The sequence below is a fragment of the Streptomyces racemochromogenes genome (genome assembly GCF_044129415.1).
GTDB classification, from domain to species: domain Bacteria; phylum Actinomycetota; class Actinomycetes; order Streptomycetales; family Streptomycetaceae; genus Streptomyces; species Streptomyces racemochromogenes_A.
Window position 1 is genome coordinate 51,031 of the sequence record NZ_JBBDHD010000035.1, and the last position, 15,030, is coordinate 66,060.

A 15,030-nucleotide genomic window follows, 5' to 3' on the forward strand; every position below is an offset into this window, starting at 1 on the left:
CACGGTAACCGGCGCCGCCGACAACGCGGTGCGGTGCGGTGCCTCCCCCGGCTCGCCGGGCGTCAGGGGCGCGGTCAGCGGGACGGCGATCTGTTCACCCGTAAGGGCTAAAAGTGGGGAAGGCTTCCGGAGCGTCAGCGGCGTGCCGCCTACCTTCGCCAGGTGAACAGCAGCGACCAGGGAGACCCCGCATCACGCACCAGCGCACACCGGGCGCACCGGCGCACACCCCGACCGGCGGCGCCGGAGGACACGGCGGGCGCCCCGTGCGCACCCGGGGAGGACGCGACGGCCCCTGCGCCCGGCGGGACCGAGCCGCCCCCTTCCCCGTACGAGCCCTACCTCGACGGACTGTTCACCTACTGCCTCTCCGTCCTGTGCGACCACGACGCCGCCACCGACGTGCTCGGCGACGTCCTCGCGGTCGCGGAACGCCAACCCGGCCGGTGCCCCGACGAGGGCATCCGGCGGGCCTGGCTGTACGCCCTCGCCCGCTGGGCCTGCCTGCGCCGGCTGGCCGAGCAGCGGCGCGCCCGCCAGGGGGCGCATTCCGCCCGGCGCACGCCGGAGCACACCGATCCCGACCGTGCGCCCCAGGAGCACCGCCCCCACCGCGCCCTCGACGTGACCGCCTACCGCCGCACCGAACTCGCCCGACTCGCCTGGCCCGAGGCCGCCGGCACCACCCCCGAACAGCGCGAGGCCCTCGAACTCGCCGTCCGCCACCGCCTCGGCCTCACCGAACTCGCCTCCGTCCTCGGCACCGCCCCCGCCGCCGCCCGCGAGCTGCTGTCCGCCGCCGCCTGCGAGGTCGAACGCACCCGCGCAGCGCTCGCCGTCGTCGAGACCGGCCACTGCCCGGCCGTCTCCCGCCTCACCGGCGAGGACGGCGACCGCGACGTCCTGCTCTCCAGCACCCTGCGCGCCGAACTCGTCCGCCACGTCGACGACTGCCCCCGCTGCCGCCGCGTCGCCGAACGCGTCGGCGCCGCCGCGCCCTGGCCCGGCTCCGGCGGCCTGCACGCCGCGCTCCCGCTCGTCCCCGCCCCCCGCGGCGCCGTCCGCGCGGCCATGCTGCGGTCCGGCCGCCGCCGCGGCGGCCGCCCCGGCCCGCGCTTCCACCGCACCGGCTTCCCCATGGACCCCAAGGACCGCGCCGCCCGCCGCGACCGGCTCCGTGCCCGGGCCGTGACCACCACCGTCGTCGCCACCGTCGTCGCCGCCCCCGTCATCGCCCTGTGGGCCGCCTACCGCGGCGCCCCCACCATCGGCGAGCCCGTCGGCGACGGCACCCGCATCTCCGCCGGCGAGTCGAAGATCCCGCCCCCGCTCGCCGGGGGCCGCCCGCTCACCGCGTACGAGAACACCGGCAACACCGCCCGCACCACGGGCGAGCCCGGCTTCGCCTCCGGCAGCGCCGCCCCCGACGTCTCCGTCGAGGTCATCAGCAGCGGCGCCGCCCCCGACGCCGCCGGCCCCGGAGCCCCCGGCCGGCTCACCGTCTCCGCCTCCACCCGCGGCGGCACCACCCTGCTCACCCTCCACGCCTCCGGCGGCGGCCCCGTCGACTGGCGGCTCTGGTCCGACGCGCCCTGGCTGCGCGCCGGCCAGACGGCGGGCACCCTCGCCCCGGGAGAATCGGTCACCCTGCGGATCACCGTCGACACCGAGGCCCAGCCCGTCGGCGCCTGGTCGGCCCGCGTCGGCATCGACCCCGGCGGAGCGGTCGTCTCCATCCAGGGCCGCGGCCGCCCCGCGCCCGCCACCGACCCGACCCCGCCCGGCCCGGACCCCACCCCGACCCCGACTCCGACTCCGACCCCCACGCCGACCCCGACTCCGAGTCCGACGCCCACCCCGGACCCCACGCCCACGCCCACCCCGACCCCGACGCGGCCCACGGACCCTGCGCCGTCACCGGCCGACCCAGGAGGAACGGTTTCCCCCGACCCGGCGCCCCCCGCGCCGTAAGGCGGGGGCGCCGGACCAGCGACGGACTACGCCGGATCGGCGGGGTGCGGCGCCATCGGAAGCAGCGATGCCAGCCGCGCCTCGCACAGCTTCACCAGCTCCGCGTACGCCTCGGCCCCCATCAGCTCCGTCAGCTCCGCCCGGTACGACACGTACACCGGCTCACCGGCCCCGTGCGCGGACGTCGCCGACGTGCACCACCAGTGCAGGTCGTGCCCGCCCGGCCCCCAGCCGCGCCGGTCGTACTCCCCGATCGACACCTGGAGCACCCGCGTGTCGTCCGGCCGGTCGATCCAGTCGTACGTACGCCGGATCGGCAGCTGCCAGCACACGTCCGGCTTCGTCTCCAGCGGCTCCTGCCCGCTCCTCAGCGCCAGGATGTGCAGCGAGCAGCCCGCCCCGGCCGGGAAACCGGGCCGGTTCAGGAAGATGCACGCCCCGTCCCAGCGGCGGGTCTGCTTCTCCCCGTCGTCGTCGAACTGCGTCCAGCCGCTCTCGCTGCCCACGTCGTGGAACTGCCACAGCTCCGGCGTCAGCCGCGCCACGTGCTCGGCGACCCGCTGCTCGTCGTCCTCGTCGGAGAAGTGCGCGCCCAGCGTGCAGCAGCCGTCCGAGGCCCGGCCCGCCTGGATGCCCTGGCAGCCGCTGCCGAAAATGCACGTCCAGCGGGAGGTCAGCCAGGTCAGGTCGCAGCGGAAGACCTGCTCGTCGTCGGCGGGATCGGGGAACTCCACCCAGGCCCGGGGGAAGTCGAGCCCCTTCTCGTCCGCCACTCGGCCCCTGCTCTTCTTCGACTGGTTCTTGCCGGGCTTCTTCGTATTTGGCACAACCACCAGCCTAAGCGCCCCTTACTCCACCGGCCCGTGTCCCGCCCAGTAGCGTTTCCCGTATGAGACTCGGTGTCCTGGATGTGGGTTCGAACACGGTCCACCTGCTGGTGGTGGACGCGCACCCCGGCGCGCGCCCGCTGCCCGCGCACTCCCACAAGGAGCAGCTGCGGCTCGCCGAGCTGCTCGACGAGCGCGGCGCGATCACCCCGGAGGGCGTCGAGCGCCTGGTCTCGGTCATCGGCGAGGCCGTGCAGGCCGCCGAGGACAAGGGCTGCGAGGACGTGCTGCCCTTCGCCACCAGCGCCGTGCGCGAGGCCCCCAACGCCGACGAGGTCCTGGCCCGCGTCAAGGCCGAGACCGGCGTCGAGCTGCCGGTGCTCAGCGGCGAGGACGAGGCCCGGCTGACCTTCCTCGCCGTCCGGCGCTGGTTCGGCTGGTCGGCCGGCAAGCTGCTGGTCCTCGACATCGGCGGGGGCTCGCTGGAGATCGCGTACGGCATCGACGAGGACCCCGACGCCGCCGTCTCCCTGCCCCTGGGCGCGGGCCGCCTCACCTCGGCGTGGCTGCCGGGCGACCCGCCGGACCCGGCGGACGTGAAGGCGCTGCGGCGGCACGTACGGGCGCAGATCGCCCGCACGGTCGGCGAGTTCAGCCGCTTCGGGGCCCCGGACCACGTGGTGGCCACGTCGAAGACCTTCAAGCAGCTGGCCCGCATCGCCGGCGCGGCCCGCGAGGCGGACGGCCTGTACGTCCAGCGCGACCTCACGCGGAAGTCCCTGGAGGAGTGGGTCCCGCGTCTGGCGACGATGACGACGGCGGAACGTTCCACCCTCCCGGGCGTCTCGGACGGCCGGGCCTCCCAGCTGCTGGCGGGTGCGCTGGTGGCGGAGGCGGCGATGGACCTCTTCGGCGTGGACACGCTGGAGATCTGCCCCTGGGCCCTCCGCGAGGGCGTCATCCTCCGCCGCCTGGACCACCTGCCGTAGCGGGTACGGCCCCCCTCGTCCCGGCGGACACGGCCTCCTCGGCGCCGATGTGAAAAGTATGACGGGACCCGGTTTGTGTGCCGGGACGACGGCGGGGGGCCCTTAATCTGGCTCCGTGGTCCGTAATCCGAGCAGCAGCGCCCCGAAAGTCGCCCTGTCCACCGCCTCCGTCTACCCGGAGTCCACGGCGACGGCCTTCGAGATCGCCGCCCGCCTCGGATACGACGGTGTCGAGGTCATGGTCTGGACGGACCCGGTCAGCCAGGACATCGAGGCCCTGCGGCGGCTGTCGGACCACCACCGGGTACCGGTCCTCGCCGTGCACGCGCCGTGCCTGCTGATCACCCAGCGGGTGTGGTCCACCGACCCCTGGACCAAGCTCCAGCGGGCCCAGGCCGCCGCCGAGAAGCTCGGGGCGTCCACCGTCGTCGTGCACCCCCCGTTCCGCTGGCAGCGCCAGTACGCGCGCGACTTCGTCAGCGGGATCTGGCGGATGGCGGACGAGACCGACGTCCGGTTCGCCGTCGAGAACATGTACCCCTGGCGCTACCGCGACCGCGAGATGCTCGCCTACGCGCCCGAGTGGGACGTGACCAAGGACGACTACCGGCACTTCACCGTCGACCTGTCGCACACCGCCACCGCCCGCACCGACGCCTCCGCCATGATCGACCGAATGGGCGAGCGGCTGGCCCACGTCCACCTCGCCGACGGCAACGGAAGCGCGAAGGACGAGCACCTCGTCCCCGGGCGCGGTACGCAGCCCTGCGCCGAGCTGCTGGCCGGGCTGGCCGGCAGCGGCTTCGACGGGCACATCGTCATCGAGGTCAACACGCGGCGCGCCATGTCCTCCGCCGAGCGCGAGGCCGATCTCGCCGAGGCCCTGGCCTTCACCCGCCGCCACCTCGCCGCGCCGGCCGGGGGCCGGCCGTGACCGAGCCCGTCCGGCGGCGGCGCGGTCCCGGGCGGCCCCGGCAGGACGAGGCGGAGGAGGGGCCCGGCACCCAGGAGCGGATCCGCCTCGCCGCCCGCGAGGTGTTCGCGGAGCGCGGGTACGACAAGACGTCCGTGCGCGGCGTCGCGAAGGTGGCCGGGGTGGACCCGGCGCTGGTGCACCACTACTTCGGCAGCAAGGACGACCTGTTCGCCGCCGCCATCGAGGTCACCATGGAGCCCGCCCTGGTGGTCCCGGCCGTCGTCGGCGAGGGCCCGGACGGCATCGGGGAGCGGTTGGTCCGCTCCTTCCTGGGGGTGTGGGAGAACCCGGCCACGCGCGCCCCGCTGCTGGCCGTGATCCGCTCCGCACTCACCCACGAGGCGGCCGCGAAGGTGCTCCGGGGGCTGATCCTGCGCCGGGTCCTGGAGCGGGTCGCCGCCGACCTCGACGTCCCGGAGCCGACCTTCCGGGCCGAGCTGGCGGCCTCGCACCTGATCGGGATCGCCTTCGTGCGGTACGTGGTGCGGATCGAGCCCCTCGCGTCGGCGGACCCGGAGGAGATCGTGGCGCTGGTCGCGCCGACCCTCCAGCGCTACCTCACCGAGGCGTGAGCCCCCGGGCGGCGCGGAGGCCGTGACCGAGGAGCGACCCCTCCGTCCCGGCATCCGGACCGGCTGTCCGGATCGCGGGCGTTGGGCGTAGCCTCGTAACCGAGCCATATCCGCAGTCGCGGCTGACCGCGTGCAGCCGCACTCATGGGGAGTGAAACCGCATGCCCGAGCTGAGGTCCCGCACCGTCACCCACGGCCGCAACATGGCAGGCGCTCGTGCGCTGATGCGCGCGTCGGGCGTAGCGAGCGAGGACATCGGCAAGCCGATCATCGCGGTCGCCAACTCCTTCACCGAGTTCGTCCCCGGCCACACCCACCTGGCCCCGGTCGGCCGCATCGTCTCCGACGCGATCCGCGCCGCGGGCGCGATCCCGCGCGAGTTCAACACGATCGCCGTCGACGACGGCATCGCCATGGGCCACGCGGGCATGCTGTACTCCCTGCCCTCCCGCGACCTGATCGCGGACAGCGTCGAGTACATGGTCGAGGCGCACTGCGCCGACGCGCTGATCTGCATCTCCAACTGCGACAAGATCACCCCGGGCATGCTGATGGCCGCGATGCGCCTCAACATCCCCGTCGTGTTCGTCTCCGGCGGCCCGATGGAGGCCGGCCAGGCCACCCTCGTCGACGGCACCGTCCGCAAGCTCGACCTCATCGACGCGATGGTCGACGCCTCCAACGAGAACGTCTCGGACGCGGACATCCTGCGCATCGAGGAGAACGCCTGTCCGACGTGCGGCTCGTGTTCGGGCATGTTCACCGCCAACTCGATGAACTGCCTCGCCGAGGCCATCGGCCTGGCCCTCCCCGGCAACGGCTCCGTCCTCGCCACGCACACCGCCCGCCGCGCCCTGTACGAGAACGCCGGCCGCACGGTCGTGGAGATCACCAAGCGCTACTACGAGGACGGCGACGAGTCCGTCCTGCCGCGCAACATCGCCACCCGCGAGGCCTTCGAGAACGCCATGGCCCTGGACATCGCCATGGGCGGCTCGACCAACACGATCCTGCACCTGCTGGCCGCCGCGCAGGAGGCGGGCCTGGACTACGACCTCAAGGACATCGACGCCGTCTCGCGCCGCGTCCCCTGCCTGGCCAAGGTCGCCCCGAACGTCGCCCCCGGCGGCACGTACTACATGGAGGACGTGCACCGCGCCGGCGGCATCCCCGCCATCCTCGGCGAGCTGCACCGCGGCGGGCTCCTCAACAAGGACGTCACCACCGTCCACTCGAAGGGCCTGGAGGACTGGCTCGCGACGTGGGACGCCCGTTCCGGCACGGCGTCGGAGGAGGCCATGGAGCTGTGGCACGCGGCCCCCGGCTGCAAGCGCTCCGCCACCGCCTTCTCCCAGTCCGAGCGCTGGGAGACCCTCGACCTCGACGCCGAGGGCGGCTGCATCCGCTCCGTGCAGCACGCGTACTCCAAGGACGGCGGCCTCGCCGTCCTGCGCGGCAACATCGCCGCCGACGGCTGCGTGGTGAAGACGGCCGGCGTCGACGAGTCGATCTGGACCTTCGAGGGCCCGGCGGTCGTCTGCGAGTCGCAGGACGAGGCCGTCGACAAGATCCTCCGCAAGGAGATCCAGCCCGGTGACGTCGTCGTCATCCGCTACGAGGGCCCGCGCGGCGGCCCCGGCATGCAGGAGATGCTCTACCCGACCTCCTTCCTCAAGGGCCGCGGCCTGGGCAAGGTGTGCGCGCTGGTGACGGACGGCCGCTTCTCCGGCGGCACCTCCGGCCTGTCCATCGGCCACGCCTCCCCGGAGGCGGCCTCGGGCGGCGACATCGCGGTCGTCGAGGACGGCGACCGGATCCGCATCGACATCCCGAACCGGTCGATCGAGCTCCTGGTGGACGACGCCACGCTGGCCGCCCGCCACGAGGCCCTCGGCGGCGTCTACGCCCCCAAGTCCCGTCAGCGCACGGTGTCGGCGGCGCTGCGCGCGTACGCGGCGATGGCCACCAGCGCCGACAAGGGCGCGGTGCGCGACGTCTCGAAGCTGGGCTGAACCCGCCTGAACCCCGGCCCGGGCCCGACCGCCCGGAGCCGGGGTTCCGCGCGGGCGGTTCTCGACGCGTCCCTCGCGCCGTTCGGCGCCGGGGCGCCTGTCGGGCTTCGGGGCGCTGCGCCGGCCTCCGTCCGGCGGCCCCGTCCCTCACCACCCGGCCGGGTTCCGCGCGTCCAGGGCGAAGACCGTGCCGTCGGGGGCGGAGGCGTAGACGCGGCCGTCGGCGACGACGGGTGCGGGGAGGGTCGCGCTGAAGGTGCCCTGCGCGGCGGCCATGCGCGGCTTCGTCTGCGCGGCCAGCCGTCCGGAGGCCGCGTCGACGGCCAGCAGCCGGCCGTCTCCGGCCGACAGGTAGACCCGGCCGTCCGCCGCCACGGGCCGGGAGGCGTTGGCCGCGCCCGTCTCCAGCCGCCACTGCTCCCGCTCCGGGCCGACCGAGACGAGCCCCCCGCCGGTGCCGAAGGCGTAGACGGTGCCGTCGGGCCCGACGGTGGCCTCCGCGTCGAACAGAGGGGCCGGCAGCTGCACCCGTCGCACCGTACGGGTGGCCGCGTCCACCCGTACGACGCCGCCGGCCTTCCCGGCCGCGTCGCTGTCCAGCAGGAGCACCGCCCCGTGTGCCGCCCCGACCGGCCGCAGCCGGCCGGTGGCCCGGGTCTGCCAGCGCGCGGTCCCGGTCGCCGGGTCGATCTCCGCGAGCTGCGTGGACCCGCCGTCGGCGGCCGTCGACGCCACGTAGAACGCGGGGGTGCCCGAGGCGCCGGGGCCGCCCCACCACACGGAGCCCGTCCCGCCGATCCGCCGGCTCCAGCGCTGGGCGCCGCCCGCCCCGTCGAGACCGGTGACGTTGCCGTCGGCCGCCACCGTGACCGCGTAAGGGCCCGCGGCCACGACCTGCGCGCCGCCGGGCAGCCTGTGCTGCCACCGCTCCTTGCCCGTGGCCGGGTCCAGGGCCCGGAGCAGTTCGCTGCCGGGCACCACCACGAGCACCGATCCCCCCGCGAGCAGCGGGGCGCCGACGGAGGTGACGCCCTGCCCCGGGGCCTTGGCGGGCACCGACCAGCCGGGCGAGCCGTCCGTCAGGGCGAGACGGGCGGCGGCCAGCCCCCGCCCCGAGCAGTAGAGACCGCCCGCGCCGCCCGCCGCGTCGGCCGCGGTGGGGCCGGCGGTGCACGCGACCGGCGCGCCGCCGGGGGACGCCGTCCACGCGGAGAAGGCCTTGCCGGCCGTCCCGGCCGCCGCGGCGGGGGCCGGGACGGCGTCACCGGATCCGAACCGGAGGTAGCCGGCGAGGGCCCCCGCCGAGAGCAGCAGCCCGAGCCCCGCCGCCAGCAGGACCCGCCTGCGGCGGCGCGGCCGCCGCTCCGCGGACGGGGCGTCCGCCGGCGCGACCGGCCGCCGCGGGTGGGTGGGCTCCTCGTCGGGCACCGGCCGCCGGGGCTGCGGTATGAACGCCTGCGTGTCCTCGCCCGTCGGGTACGCCACGGCGCGCATCTGCGCGATCAGCGCCTCGGCGGTCGGCCGCTCGGCCGGATCCTTCGCCAGGCACCGCGCCACGATCGGCACCAGCCGGGCCGGCAGCCCCGTCAGGTCCGGCTCGCTGTGCACGACCTGGTACGCCACGAGGTAGTGGCTGTCGGAGTCGAACGGCCCCCGCCCGGTCGCCGCGTGCACCAGCACCGCACCCAGCGCGAACACGTCCGCCGCCGTCCCCACCTCCCGCGGCCGCTGGAACTGCTCGGGCGCCATGAACGGCGGGGTCCCGATCAGCTTGCCGGTCTCGGTCCGCAGGTCGCTGTCCGCCGGGCGCGAGATGCCGAAGTCGATGACCCGCACCCCGTCGGGCGCCATCAGCACGTTGCTCGGCTTCAGGTCCCGGTGCACCACCCCGGCCCGGTGGATGTCCCGCAGCGCCTCCGCCAGCCCGGCCGCGAGCCGGGTCAGCTCACCGGCGTCGAGCACGCGCTCCCGTACCCGCTCGGAGAGGGTCGGCGCGTCGATGAACAGCGTGGCCATCCAGGGCCGCTCGGCGTCCGGGTCGGCGTCGACGACGGGCGCGGTGAACGCCCCGCTCACCCGGCGCGCGGCCGCGACCTCCTGCCGGAACCGCGCCCGGAACTCCGGGTCCACCGCGTGCTGGGCGTGGACGACCTTGACGGCGAGTTTCAGCCCCGAACTGGAGGTGGCCAGATGGACGACGCCCATGCCACCGGAGCCGAGTACGGATTCGAGCCGGTACTGGCCGGCGTACTCCGGAAACCCGGCGTAGTCCGCGCGCAGCGACTGCACCGTTCACCACCCCCGCCGGAGCCTAGTCGATGGCCCGTGGCAACATCCAAGGGCTTGCTACCCTGCGCGCGTTGCACGGAGCAACACCCATGGGGGGAGATTCCAGATGTCCGTAGAGAACGATTCCAGCCAGATCGAGGCCCTGACCGCCGCCGGTTCGGGCTTCCAGTCCTACCCGACCGCCCCGGGCTACCGGGTCAACGTCCGCAGCGGCCCCGGCACGGGTTACGCGATCATCGACGCCATTCCCGTCGGCGGCTCCGTCACCATCCTCTGCCAGTGCCCCGGCACGACCGTCTCCGGCCCGTACGGGACCACGGACCTCTGGGACTGCATCGGCAACGGCCGCTTCGTCTCCGACGCCTACGTCCACACGGGCTCCGACGGCTACGTCGCCGGCCGCTGCGGCTGACGCCGTAGCCGGACGGTCACCCGTTCTGCCAGGTGAGACACCACCGGCGGGTTCCGCCCGCCGGTGGATAATCGCCGGTGTGAGCGACGAGCAGCGAGACCAGAGCCAGGATCCGAGCCAAGGCGCCGCCGCCCCGGCCGAGCCGGCCGCCAGGCCGCGGCCGGAGCCGATCCGGTTCTACGGCACCACCTGGGTGGACCACACCGGTGGCTACGCCCTGCGCCGCACCGCCCTCGCCGCCGGCTCGCTCGTCGCCGCCGCCATCGGCGCCTACCTCCTGCGCCTGGCCTACGAGGGCCTGGAGATCGGCAACGTCGGCCCCTTCCTCAGCATCTCCGTGGTCGTGCTCTTCGCGATCGCCACCGCCATCGCCTTCGCCAAGACCTGGGAGTCCTTCGGCCGCCGCCCCGCGCCGTCCTCCGACGAGGCCGCCCTCAAGGGCCTGAAGACGATCGGTTTCATCGGCTCCCTCCTCGCGTACTTCCTGCGCAGCCTCACCGAGGCCCCCGGCGAGAAGCTCCACCGCGCCGAGTACGAGCGCGCCGTCGCCGAGTACGACCGCCGCCGCAGCGCCCGTACGGGCAACCCGGCCGCGCGCCGCCGCCCCAAGCGCAGGAAGTAGCCCCACCCCCGGCAGCCCCAACCCGCCTCCGAGAACGTCCGGCCGATTGACGCCCGGCACCCCCAGGAGCATTATTCATCGCATGATGAATAATCCACCGGAGGGGCCGCCCGCGCCCGCCGCACCCGCCGTCCACGCCCGCGACCTCACCGTCCGCCGCGGCACCGGCCGCACCCTCCGCACCGTCCTCGACCGCGTCGCCTTCGACGTCCCCCGCGGCCGCATCACCGGCCTCCTCGGGCCTTCGGGCTGCGGCAAGTCCACCCTCATGCGCACCGTCGTCGGCACCCAGGCCCACGCCACCGGCACCCTCGACGTCCTCGGCCGCCCCGCCGGCCACCCCGAACTCCGCGCCCGCGTCGGCTACGTCACCCAGGCCCCCTCCGTCTACGACGACCTCACCGTCCGGCAGAACCTCGACTACTTCGCCGCCGTCCTCCTTCCGGGCCGCGCCGCCGCCGACCGCCGCCGCGCCGCCGTCGAACGGGCCATCGCCGACGTCGACCTCACCAGCCGCACCACCGCCCTCGCCGGAAACCTCTCCGGCGGCCAGCGCAGCCGCGTCTCCCTCGCCGTCGCCCTCCTCGGCACCCCCGAACTGCTCGTCCTCGACGAACCCACCGTCGGCCTCGACCCCGTCCTGCGCCGCGACCTCTGGAACCTCTTCCACGAGATCACCGCCGCCCGCGGCGTCACGATCCTCGTCTCCTCCCACGTCATGGACGAGGCCGAGCGCTGCCACGACCTGCTCCTCATGCGCGAAGGCCGCATCCTCGCCCAGGACACCCCCGAAGCCCTCCGCACCCGCACCCTCAGCGACACGGTCGAGGAGGGCTTCCTCCGCCTCGTCGACGAGGCCAACGCCCACGACCGGACCGCACCCACCCGGGAGCCCCGACGATGAACGGCGCCCGCACCCTCGCCACCGCCGCCCGCGTCCTGCGCCAACTGCGCCACGACCCGCGCTCCATCGCCCTGATGCTGCTGGTCCCGGTCCTGATGCTGACCCTGCTCCGCTACGTCTTCGACGGCAGCCCGCACACCTTCGACAGCATCGGCGCGTCGCTCCTCGGGATCTTCCCCCTCATCACGATGTTCCTCGTCACCTCCATCGCCACCCTGCGCGAACGCACCTCCGGCACCCTCGAACGCCTCCTCGCCATGCCGCTGGGCAAGGGCGACCTCATCGCCGGCTACGCCCTGGCCTTCGGCGCCGTCGCCGTCCTCCAGTCCCTGCTCGCCACCGGCCTCGCCCTCTGGTTCCTCGGCCTCGACGTCACCGGCTCGGCCTGGCTCCTGCTCCTCGTCGCCCTGCTCGACGCGCTCCTCGGCACCGCGCTCGGCCTGTTCGTCTCCGCCTTCGCCGCGTCCGAGTTCCAGGCCGTCCAGTTCATGCCGGCCGTGATCTTCCCGCAGCTGCTCCTGTGCGGACTCTTCGCCCCCCGCGCCACCATGCAGCCCGTCCTCGAAGCCGTCTCCGACGTCCTGCCCATGTCCTACGCCGTCGACGGCATGACCCAGGTCCTCACCCACACCGGCATGACCGCCGACTTCGTCCGCGACGCCGCCGTCGTCGCCGCCTGCGCCCTGCTCGTCCTCGTCCTCGGCGCCGCCACCCTCCGCCGCCGCACGCCCTGACCACGGAGCGGACACCCCCGCCCCCTCACGCGGACGGGTGCAAGGATGAGGGCGTACGTCTCCACGCGTTCCGCGTTCGTTCGGCGAGGTGAATCGGGCATGACCCAGACAGTCGCAGTCCTCGGTACCGGCAAGATCGGCGAGGCCCTGCTCAGCGGGATGATCCGCGGCGGCCGGCCTGCGGCCAAGCTCCTCGTCACCGCCCGCCGCCCCGAGCGCGCCGCCGAACTCCACACCCGCTACGGCGTCGAGGCCGTCAGCAACGCCGAGGCCGCCAAGCGCGCCGACACCCTCATCCTCACCGTCAAGCCGCAGGACATGGGCAAGCTCCTCGAAGAGCTCGCCCCGCACGTCCCCGCCGACCGCCTCGTCATCAGCGGGGCGGCCGGCATCCCGACCGCCTTCTTCGAGGAGCGGCTGGCCCCCGGCACCCCCGTCGTCCGCGTCATGACGAACACCCCCGCCCTCGTCGACGAGGCCATGTCCGTCATCTCGGCCGGCAGCCACGCCACCGCCGAGCACCTCGCCCACACCGAGGAGATCTTCGGCGGGGTCGGCAAGACCCTGCGCGTCCCCGAGTCCCAGCAGGACGCGGCCACCGCCCTCTCCGGCTCCGGACCCGCCTACTTCTACTTCCTGGTCGAGGCCATGACCGACGCGGGCATCCTGCTGGGCCTGCCCCGCGCCCAGGCCCACGACCTCATCGTCCAGGCCGCCATCGGCGCCGCCGTGATGCTCCGCGACAGCGGCGAGCACCCGGTCAAGCTCCGCGAGGCCGTCACCTCCCCGGCCGGTACGACGATCAACGCCATCGTCGAACTGGAGAAGCACGGCGTACGGGCGGCCCTCATCGCCGCCCTCGAAGCCGCCCGCGACCGCAGCCGCGAACTCGCCTCCGGCAACAGCTGAAGCGCGGGAGGGGCTCCCGGCCCACCACGGCCGGAGCCCCTCCCCGCCCCCTTCACGGGGCCAGCAACCCGATGGCCTCGTACGCCCGGTCCACCACCGGCCGCGCGATGCCCCGCGCCCGCTCCGCGCCCTCGCGCAGCACCCGCTCCACCTCGCCCGGGTCGGCCGCCAGCACCGCGTGCCGCTCCCGCAGCGGCCGCAGCAGCTCCACCACGGCCTCGGCGACGTCCCGCTTCAGGGGGCCGTACCGGTCGTACTCCCCGGCCAGCTTCTCCGGTTCACCGCCGGTACAGGCGGCCAGGACGTCCAGCAGGTTCGCCACGCCGGGCCGCGCCGCGCGGTCGTAGACCACCCCGTCCTCGCCGCTGTCCGTCACCGCCCGCATCACCTTCTTGGTGATCACGGCCGGCTCGTCCAGCAGGTAGACGATGCCGGCGGTGTTCGCACTGGACTTCCCCATCTTCGACGTCGGGTCCTGGAGGTCCATGACCCGCGCGCCCACCGCGGGCAGCGTCGCCCTGGGCACGGTGAAGGTGTGCCCGTAGCGCTGGTTGAACCGCACCGCCAGATCCCGGGTCAGCTCCACGTGCTGCCGCTGGTCCTCACCGACCGGCACCTCGTCGGCCGCGTAGGCCAGGATGTCGGCGGCCATCAGCACGGGATACGTCAGCAGGGACAGCCGTACGCCCTGGCCGGCCGCCTCCGCCTTCGACGCCTTCTCCCGGTACTGGATCATGCGCCGGAGTTCACCGTCGGTCGCGGTGCACTCCAACAGGTAGGACAGCCGCGTGTGCTCGGTGACATGGCTCTGGACGAAGAGGGTGCACCGCTGCGGATCCAGCCCGGCGGCGAGGAACAGCGTCGCGTTCTGCCGGGTGAGCCGCCGCAGCCGCGCCGGATCGTGCTCCACGGTCAGGGCGTGCAGGTCGACGACGCAGAACAGCGCGTCGGCGGGCGCGTGCTCGGCCGCGACCCACTGCCGCAGGGCCCCCAGGTAGTTGCCCAGCGTCAGGTGCCCGGACGGGGTGATCCCGCTGAAGATCCTCGTCATGTCCTGTCTCTCCCTCGTGTCCTGCGGTGTGGGTGTGGATCGCCGGTCCGCCGTGTCGGGCGACCGAGCCACTCCCGGGAGGGGGAGAAACAGAAACGGCCGCCGTAGCGGCGGCCGTGAGCGCATGCGTGCTCGCGTGGAGGGTCGGCCGCCGTCAGGCGGGCCACCAGCGAAGGCTGAGCTTGGGTGCATGCGTGGTCATGGGAAGCAGCGTAGCCCCTGGGGCACGGGGACGGCAGGAGTTTCGCGAGTCGGCCACGACCGCACGGCGGGGGTTGACACGCCTGTTCCCGGTCCGTAAGGTTCTTCGAGTTGTCCGACGTGAGCGCCGACTCCGGTCGGTCCCCGGACAGCCATCCCGCACTACTCATTCGAACGAACGACGCATGCTGTCGTCTCGTTTTCATGCGTATTTGCGAATGAGGAATCCGCGTTCCAGGACGCAGCCGCCGATTGGCTTCGGGGGCAAGGAATCCGCTACTGTCTCACTCGCCGGAAGGGCCGAACGGCCCGGAACGCAAGTCCCGCTGACTGGGAGTCAGGCCCGAAAGGATCTGATAGAGTCGGAACCGCCGGAAAGGGAAAGCGCGAAAGCGAAGGACCTGGAAAGCGAGCGAGAAAGACTCTGATAGAGTCTGAATCGCAAGAACGAAAGCCCGGAGGAAAGCCCGAGAGGGTGAGTACGAAGGAAGCGTCCGTTCCTTGAGAACTCAACAGCGTGCCAAAAATCAACGCCAGAAGTTGATACCCCGTCCACTCCGG

13 protein-coding genes are annotated in these 15,030 nt (G+C 73.9%); 10 read left to right on the plus strand and 3 right to left on the minus strand.

Annotation, left to right across the window (positions count from 1 at the left end; all coding sequences use genetic code 11):
• Positions 1–162 precede the first annotated feature (162 nt).
• Positions 163–1,971: a BACON domain-containing protein gene (locus tag WDV06_RS16200; protein WP_395510451.1), complete on the plus strand. Its 1,809-nt coding sequence runs from the start codon at positions 163–165 to the stop codon at positions 1,969–1,971.
• A gap of 26 nt (positions 1,972–1,997) precedes the next feature.
• Here WDV06_RS16200 and WDV06_RS16205 read toward each other — a convergent pair whose 3' ends face one another.
• On the minus strand, positions 1,998–2,798 hold the full coding sequence (locus WDV06_RS16205; protein ID WP_395510452.1) for a hypothetical protein: 801 nt from the start codon (positions 2,796–2,798) through the stop codon (positions 1,998–2,000).
• A gap of 62 nt (positions 2,799–2,860) precedes the next feature.
• Between WDV06_RS16205 and WDV06_RS16210 the strand changes: the two genes are divergently transcribed.
• The 4 genes from WDV06_RS16210 (at position 2,861) to ilvD (ending at position 7,347) form a co-directional block, all read left to right on the plus strand.
• A complete protein-coding gene (locus WDV06_RS16210) occupies positions 2,861–3,787 on the plus strand; it encodes a Ppx/GppA family phosphatase (protein WP_395510453.1) in 927 nt (308 codons plus the stop codon).
• Positions 3,788–3,902: 115 nt separating this feature from the next.
• On the plus strand, positions 3,903–4,721 hold the full coding sequence (locus WDV06_RS16215; protein WP_395510454.1) for a sugar phosphate isomerase/epimerase family protein: 819 nt from the start codon (positions 3,903–3,905) through the stop codon (positions 4,719–4,721).
• Positions 4,718–5,335 carry a TetR/AcrR family transcriptional regulator gene (locus WDV06_RS16220; RefSeq protein WP_395510455.1) on the plus strand — a complete coding sequence of 206 codons (618 nt, stop codon included), beginning with the start codon at positions 4,718–4,720 and terminating at the stop codon, positions 5,333–5,335. Before WDV06_RS16215 ends, WDV06_RS16220 begins: the two co-directional genes overlap by 4 nt.
• A gap of 161 nt (positions 5,336–5,496) precedes the next feature.
• Positions 5,497–7,347, plus strand: coding sequence for a dihydroxy-acid dehydratase (gene ilvD, locus WDV06_RS16225; RefSeq protein ID WP_395510456.1), 1,851 nt, complete (start codon positions 5,497–5,499; stop codon positions 7,345–7,347).
• A 147-nt stretch (positions 7,348–7,494) separates the two neighbouring features.
• Here ilvD and WDV06_RS16230 read toward each other — a convergent pair whose 3' ends face one another.
• Positions 7,495–9,636, minus strand: coding sequence for a serine/threonine-protein kinase (locus tag WDV06_RS16230; RefSeq protein WP_395510457.1), 2,142 nt, complete (start codon positions 9,634–9,636; stop codon positions 7,495–7,497).
• Positions 9,637–9,742: 106 nt separating this feature from the next.
• On the opposite strand from WDV06_RS16230, the gene WDV06_RS16235 reads away from it, so the two are divergent.
• The 5 genes from WDV06_RS16235 (at position 9,743) to proC (ending at position 13,217) form a co-directional block, all read left to right on the plus strand.
• Positions 9,743–10,048 (plus strand): peptidase, encoded by a 306-nt coding sequence (locus WDV06_RS16235; protein WP_395510458.1) that lies wholly within the window; start codon positions 9,743–9,745, stop codon positions 10,046–10,048.
• A gap of 79 nt (positions 10,049–10,127) precedes the next feature.
• Complete coding sequence (locus tag WDV06_RS16240; protein ID WP_395510459.1) at positions 10,128–10,670, plus strand: hypothetical protein; 543 nt, start codon at positions 10,128–10,130, stop codon at positions 10,668–10,670.
• Positions 10,671–10,752: 82 nt separating this feature from the next.
• Positions 10,753–11,574: an ABC transporter ATP-binding protein gene (locus WDV06_RS16245; RefSeq protein WP_395510460.1), complete on the plus strand. Its 822-nt coding sequence runs from the start codon at positions 10,753–10,755 to the stop codon at positions 11,572–11,574.
• On the plus strand, positions 11,571–12,308 hold the full coding sequence (locus tag WDV06_RS16250) for an ABC transporter permease (RefSeq protein ID WP_395510461.1): 738 nt from the start codon (positions 11,571–11,573) through the stop codon (positions 12,306–12,308). The genes WDV06_RS16245 and WDV06_RS16250 overlap by 4 nt, the downstream gene beginning before the upstream one ends.
• Positions 12,309–12,407: 99 nt before the next feature.
• On the plus strand, positions 12,408–13,217 hold the full coding sequence (proC, locus tag WDV06_RS16255; RefSeq protein WP_395510462.1) for a pyrroline-5-carboxylate reductase: 810 nt from the start codon (positions 12,408–12,410) through the stop codon (positions 13,215–13,217).
• Positions 13,218–13,269: 52 nt separating this feature from the next.
• Here the strand turns inward: proC and trpS are convergent, their stop codons facing one another.
• On the minus strand, positions 13,270–14,268 hold the full coding sequence (gene trpS, locus WDV06_RS16260) for a tryptophan--tRNA ligase (protein ID WP_395510463.1): 999 nt from the start codon (positions 14,266–14,268) through the stop codon (positions 13,270–13,272).
• Between the last annotated feature and the right edge of the window lie 762 nt (positions 14,269–15,030).

Coding starts and splice junctions, on each gene's coding strand:
- trpS (WP_395510463.1), bottom strand. CDS start 14,268: ATGACGAGGATCTTCAGCGGGATCACCCCGTCCGGGCACCTGACGCTG.
- WDV06_RS16235 (WP_395510458.1), top strand. CDS start 9,743: ATGTCCGTAGAGAACGATTCCAGCCAGATCGAGGCCCTGACCGCCGCC.
- WDV06_RS16245 (WP_395510460.1), top strand. CDS start 10,753: ATGATGAATAATCCACCGGAGGGGCCGCCCGCGCCCGCCGCACCCGCC.
- WDV06_RS16210 (WP_395510453.1), top strand. CDS start 2,861: ATGAGACTCGGTGTCCTGGATGTGGGTTCGAACACGGTCCACCTGCTG.
- ilvD (WP_395510456.1), top strand. CDS start 5,497: ATGCCCGAGCTGAGGTCCCGCACCGTCACCCACGGCCGCAACATGGCA.
- proC (WP_395510462.1), top strand. CDS start 12,408: ATGACCCAGACAGTCGCAGTCCTCGGTACCGGCAAGATCGGCGAGGCC.
- WDV06_RS16250 (WP_395510461.1), top strand. CDS start 11,571: ATGAACGGCGCCCGCACCCTCGCCACCGCCGCCCGCGTCCTGCGCCAA.